The 4,602-nt window shown below is 41.6% G+C and carries 8 protein-coding genes; all 8 read right to left on the minus strand.

The genetic code is table 11. The features are described from left to right. Positions 1–109 precede the first annotated feature (109 nt). The 8 genes from HMPREF9473_RS14940 to HMPREF9473_RS14975 all read right to left on the minus strand — a co-directional run bounded on the left by HMPREF9473_RS14940 (position 110) and on the right by HMPREF9473_RS14975 (position 4,561). Positions 110–406, minus strand: coding sequence for a phage holin family protein (locus tag HMPREF9473_RS14940; RefSeq protein WP_006780977.1), 297 nt, complete (start codon positions 404–406; stop codon positions 110–112). A gap of 11 nt (positions 407–417) precedes the next feature. Next, on the minus strand, positions 418–741 hold the full coding sequence (locus HMPREF9473_RS14945) for a hypothetical protein (RefSeq protein WP_006780978.1): 324 nt from the start codon (positions 739–741) through the stop codon (positions 418–420). Between the two features lie 17 nt (positions 742–758). Further along, complete coding sequence (locus tag HMPREF9473_RS14950; protein ID WP_278245529.1) at positions 759–1,259, minus strand: reverse transcriptase domain-containing protein; 501 nt, start codon at positions 1,257–1,259, stop codon at positions 759–761. A gap of 132 nt (positions 1,260–1,391) precedes the next feature. After that, positions 1,392–1,877, minus strand: coding sequence for a hypothetical protein (locus HMPREF9473_RS14955; protein ID WP_006780980.1), 486 nt, complete (start codon positions 1,875–1,877; stop codon positions 1,392–1,394). Next, the gene (locus HMPREF9473_RS14960) at positions 1,874–2,017 is read right to left on the minus strand and encodes an XkdX family protein (protein WP_006780981.1); all 144 of its coding nucleotides are present in this window, start codon (positions 2,015–2,017) and stop codon (positions 1,874–1,876) included. Before HMPREF9473_RS14960 ends, HMPREF9473_RS14955 begins: the two co-directional genes overlap by 4 nt. Before the next feature lie 15 nt (positions 2,018–2,032). Then, positions 2,033–2,341 (minus strand): hypothetical protein, encoded by a 309-nt coding sequence (locus HMPREF9473_RS14965; protein WP_006780982.1) that lies wholly within the window; start codon positions 2,339–2,341, stop codon positions 2,033–2,035. A gap of 100 nt (positions 2,342–2,441) precedes the next feature. Further along, positions 2,442–3,413, minus strand: coding sequence for a hypothetical protein (locus HMPREF9473_RS14970; protein ID WP_006780983.1), 972 nt, complete (start codon positions 3,411–3,413; stop codon positions 2,442–2,444). A 17-nt stretch (positions 3,414–3,430) separates the two neighbouring features. After that, complete coding sequence (locus HMPREF9473_RS14975; protein WP_006780984.1) at positions 3,431–4,561, minus strand: hypothetical protein; 1,131 nt, start codon at positions 4,559–4,561, stop codon at positions 3,431–3,433. Positions 4,562–4,602 lie beyond the last annotated feature (41 nt).

The raw sequence follows: 4,602 nt of genomic DNA on the forward strand, positions 1-4,602 counted from the left end.
TCAGGTCGATCAGTGTCTCTCCACCATAGATTACTTTGTTAATAGCCATATTCTCTCATCCTCTCTTTTGGAAATAAAAAAAAGAACGGTTTCACGCTCTGTCCGCTTGCTACTCATCTTTATTTGCCTGCTTAATGATCTGATTTACATAGGTACTGAGACCGGCCATTAAAATTCCCTGAACAATTGCGATAAATATAGCCATTGCAATCTCCTGACCACTCCCTAATGGAGAAGTGGCCAAAACCCAGATTCCGCAAAGGACGATGCCGCCGGCACCGAGGATCAACGGAATATACTTGTCCTTGATTGCCTGAGTCTGCTTCAGACCCATACCGCAGAAGTAAAGGACAATCGCCACAACGATTAACTCAGGCTGCACATAGTTCATAATCTGTTCCATCATTTTAATTCCTCCTACTGATTTTCTTGAATATAGGTTGATTTGTGAATGGGCAACTTATTGATCTCCTGCATGACTTTCTTAGCTGAGCCATTTCCGCCCATCTCTTCATAGGGCTTGTAGAGATAATCGTGCAGATTTTCATATTCGTCCTGCGTGATCCATCCCCGCTCGATGTAGGACATTCCCAGATAGATAATTCTATCGTGAGCAAGACCAATCAGCATCTGCGTCCTCACATCTTTTTTCTCACTTTTCTTCTGGATATACGCCCAAAAACCAGAAGAGGCGACGACTGCACACACAATCGTCACCACCATTTGAAACCATGGTTCCATTTTAGTATCCTCCATAACTATTTGATTTTATCGGTTATGATCATCCTTTTGCTGATGATTGTAATCGACTTTTCAAATAAATCTTCATAGAGACCTATCAAATTTTTTCTTTGTTCCTTCGACAAAAGTTTGTAAAAGCTTCCCATCCAGCCCCGAAACATATTCTCTACATTTTCATACGTTATCTCCTCGTTTTTCACTTTGACGGCGAGTTTCTTGAGCTTTCTGCGCATCGTAGTAACCCGCTTCGGATTGATTCGCTTAATTACCTTTCCGGAATCTGTTAAACTGTATTTTATTTGCAGAATTTTGTACGTGCTGGAAATCTTCACAATTCGAGTTTTCTTCTTATTGATATGGATTCCATATTCTTCTGCAATTTGATGAATATGATCTAGCAGATCAAAGAGTTCTTCTTTACTCGGATTCATGATATACCAGTCATCCATGTATCTTCCATAAAACTTCTGGCTTCTTACATATTTGACGTAATTATCATATCCATTCGGAAAGGACAATGTCTCCTTCTCTGTTGGTTAGGCAGAGAATCCGGACGAACTCCATTAGAGTTCGAAGCGTTGTTGTAGTTCGTATTGCCATTGTTATTCACATTAGCGAAATTAGCCGAAGAAACGACGCATAATTAGACATTACCCTCTTAACTGTGACTTGATTCGGTTATCTCGTTGACGCCACTTCTTTATCAATCCGATTTCTCGGTCGATAGCTTTAACATAGCGACTGTAGAGATTAACGTCCACTTCAAATATCTCAACGATTCGTTGCAGCTCTTTTAAAAGCTGCTCGCAGTTTACTATGGCTGTATTCTGATAATCTCTTCTTTGTTCATACTCGTGTAGCGTAGTTGGATAGATAGAGTTTGCTGCTCGAACATTACTGGTCAGCATAGAAGCCAACTGATCAATACGATTTTTGTAGTTCAGCATCAAATATCTATACCTTGAAAAATCTTCTTTCGCATCCTTTCCGTGAGCATATCTTACTCGGACAAGCTGATCCAAGTCTTTTACTCCGAAACTACGCTGCATGAAATCAATCAACATATCATGTAATTCGATGGAATATGTAATTGCTTCGAATTTAGATTCAGTCCGATCACTCACAAGAACACTCATGCATAATCCTTGTCTGTGATCTCTTTGAATTCTTCTTCCGTAATCCAGTTCTTTTTCACTGCATTCCGAACCCGTACTTCATTCCACATACCCAAATTGTAGTAGCGTTTTACCTTGCCGTAATTCTTGCTATGTTCCATAACTGTTTCCTCCTTTTATAGTTCGATTTCAGACATCATGGCAACATATTCGATATCCGACTGCATTTTAACAAAGGCCATCTCGGTTTCTGGAACATCCCGCAAGACAAACCAATATTTGTCATTGACCTTGATAATCTGGACAAGTTCCATGTTCATGTGAACTTCATCCTTTTCACCATCGTTGATTGTTACGATTGAACAATTTCCGTCAAAAACGGACTCATCGATTTCCGATGAAGATATAAAGTTATTACCGTTCAACCTCAAATTATCAAGAACAGTTTCATCGGACAGAGTAATCTTATAAATCTTATCATCCATTTTGATTCACACCTTTCATTTAGATTCTTCTTATTTTATAGCACAGATTGTTGTCACCTGCGTACGGTTTTCGTGGGGGCACAGGGCCCCCGGATTCAGACTAACCAATAGCGAAGACCGGACGAACTCCATAAGAGTCCGAAGCGTTGCTGAAGTCCGCCGCGCCATTGCCGTTCACAAGAGCGAAATAAGCCGAAGAAACGACGTCTCTGAGCCAGAACGTTGCGCGATTGGAAATCAGCTTCGGAACGACTGAAAACAGAGCAAGCTGGGTTTTACTAATGGTGTATCTATTCGGAATAATTGTTCCATTTCCAGACGGAGCAAAAACATGTGAACCGTACATCATAATCTCATTAGGAAGTTCCAAGGTCGAATCATACCACGAGCCGCCAGACGGATATCCATTCGTTACAGCATTTGTCAAATGTTCACGATGCGTAAGAATCAGATTGCCGAAGGCACTCGCTGCCAGAGTTTTCGCCTGACTCAGATTCTCCTTATACATTTTAGAACCAACATAGCCACCAGTTGTAATGTTGGTCTCGTTCATCTGTGCGTTGTAAAGAGGTTTATCCGGCATGATAACCAGATGGGGCTTGGTGAAAGCCGTATCGCCGCAATTATACCAGTAATCGAAATCCACGATTCTCCATGTATAGCTGCCGATAGACCAGTAATCTCCAAGGAAAAATCCTTTGAAGGTTCCGTTCTTGATATTTGCCTTCTGGTCTTCTGTAATAACGCTCCCCAGATTTTTTCCTCTGTAAATCATGCGGCGCTGCTCCTTCGGAACAAAAGCGTCCAGAATTGCAAAGAGTGCATCGTCCGCACCAATCGCTTTGTTCCCTGCTGCGGTGCCAATCAATAACTTATCATCCGCAGACAACGTATTGATTTGCGTAAGTTCCGACAGATTGACACCGGAAATGAAATCCTGAGAACTGGTAAGCCCAATCAAGGATTTAATAAAATCAGTCACCATAATTGTTTTGGTTCCATTGTTACCATCAATCAAGACGATGTTGCTTTCATCTAGTGTCTGGACCTTCTGATAATCCGTAATTTTCATCTCGATATGTCCTCCTTTTACCTAATACAAAAAATAACGCGGCCATCAATTGGCTGTCCGTTGCTATCCAGAATTAAGGAGCTGGAATATGCACGCGCCACAATCGGGTCCACGTTACTGTCAATGATAGTTCCTTCTGATGAATCGAGAAGATTATCGTAGTTCTCGTATCCATTGTCATAAAGATTGTTGTATACGGTGAATTCCGTCCGAATCCCCTCTACAATTTCTTCAAGAATTGATGTCCTTTTTTGTAACTCTAATATCTGGTTTGCCAGATTTGCTTCTACATCCTCCGAAAGAGTATCCTTCAACTGCTGGAACCACTCATCAAACAATGCCTGAGCATTTTCTCTCCATGCAGCCATTTCAGATGTATTATTGTTTGTGTACTCGTTAAACCAGGTCGCCCATAACTGTTTCCAGAAAGCACTTGTTTCCTGCATATCTGCCGTTTGAGCAGCATACCAGTCATTCCATTGTTTTTCCCATGCCAGATAAGATTTCTGGATTTCTTCCGTCTGGGCGTTGAACCATTTTGACCACTGGTCTTTCCAGAAAGCATTTGTCGCTTCCATATCAGATGTCTCTTTTTCATAAAATGCATCCCACTGGTCTTTCCACTGAGCAACCAAGGCGTCAATGGACATTTTCTCCAGTGGAGCTGTTACGAACGGACACTCCGATGTGCCAACAGCATTGTTGATATTTGCCTGACGGATGGATGTAACTCCAGAATTTACCCGAATATAGGCTAATGGATACTGCCAACGGTCGGTCGTGCTAATCATTGTTGGTTTCGCTGGATTAGTAGCTGGCGTACCTTTGATGATTTTAATCGCATTTGCACGAACGGATTCACGAGCATCTACTTCCAAAACAACCGCATCAATCCGATTTAGAATAACTTCCGACTGTGGTACAGTCAAAGGAAGCAAGGCGTCATTCAACGTCCATGTATGATTAAACCAAGCTCGGCCAATTCCGACATTCACCATCATGCCAGTAGACTCTTTCACCATCATAGCAGTCCCAACATGCTGCAAAATGCCGTCACGTATGATCCCGTCAAAAATGCTTGACATTTGAATGGCATCGTATCTCCGATCTTTATTCTTTGAGTTATAGAACCCATAAGTGACACTCATTTTTCTTCACCCCTTTCCTGCTATTCTACGGTAACGAATGT

This window comes from Hungatella hathewayi WAL-18680, assembly GCF_000235505.1.
Lineage (GTDB): Bacteria > Bacillota > Clostridia > Lachnospirales > Lachnospiraceae > Hungatella_A > Hungatella_A hathewayi_A.

Excerpts from the sequence above, each read along its gene's own strand:
- HMPREF9473_RS14940 (WP_006780977.1), bottom strand. The coding sequence starts at position 406 with ATGATGGAACAGATTATGAACTATGTGCAGCCTGAGTTAATCGTTGTG.
- HMPREF9473_RS14945 (WP_006780978.1), bottom strand. The coding sequence starts at position 741 with ATGGAACCATGGTTTCAAATGGTGGTGACGATTGTGTGTGCAGTCGTC.
- HMPREF9473_RS14955 (WP_006780980.1), bottom strand. The coding sequence starts at position 1,877 with ATGAGTGTTCTTGTGAGTGATCGGACTGAATCTAAATTCGAAGCAATT.
- HMPREF9473_RS14960 (WP_006780981.1), bottom strand. The coding sequence starts at position 2,017 with ATGGAACATAGCAAGAATTACGGCAAGGTAAAACGCTACTACAATTTG.
- HMPREF9473_RS14965 (WP_006780982.1), bottom strand. The coding sequence starts at position 2,341 with ATGGATGATAAGATTTATAAGATTACTCTGTCCGATGAAACTGTTCTT.
- HMPREF9473_RS14970 (WP_006780983.1), bottom strand. The coding sequence starts at position 3,413 with ATGAAAATTACGGATTATCAGAAGGTCCAGACACTAGATGAAAGCAAC.
- HMPREF9473_RS14975 (WP_006780984.1), bottom strand. The coding sequence starts at position 4,561 with ATGAGTGTCACTTATGGGTTCTATAACTCAAAGAATAAAGATCGGAGA.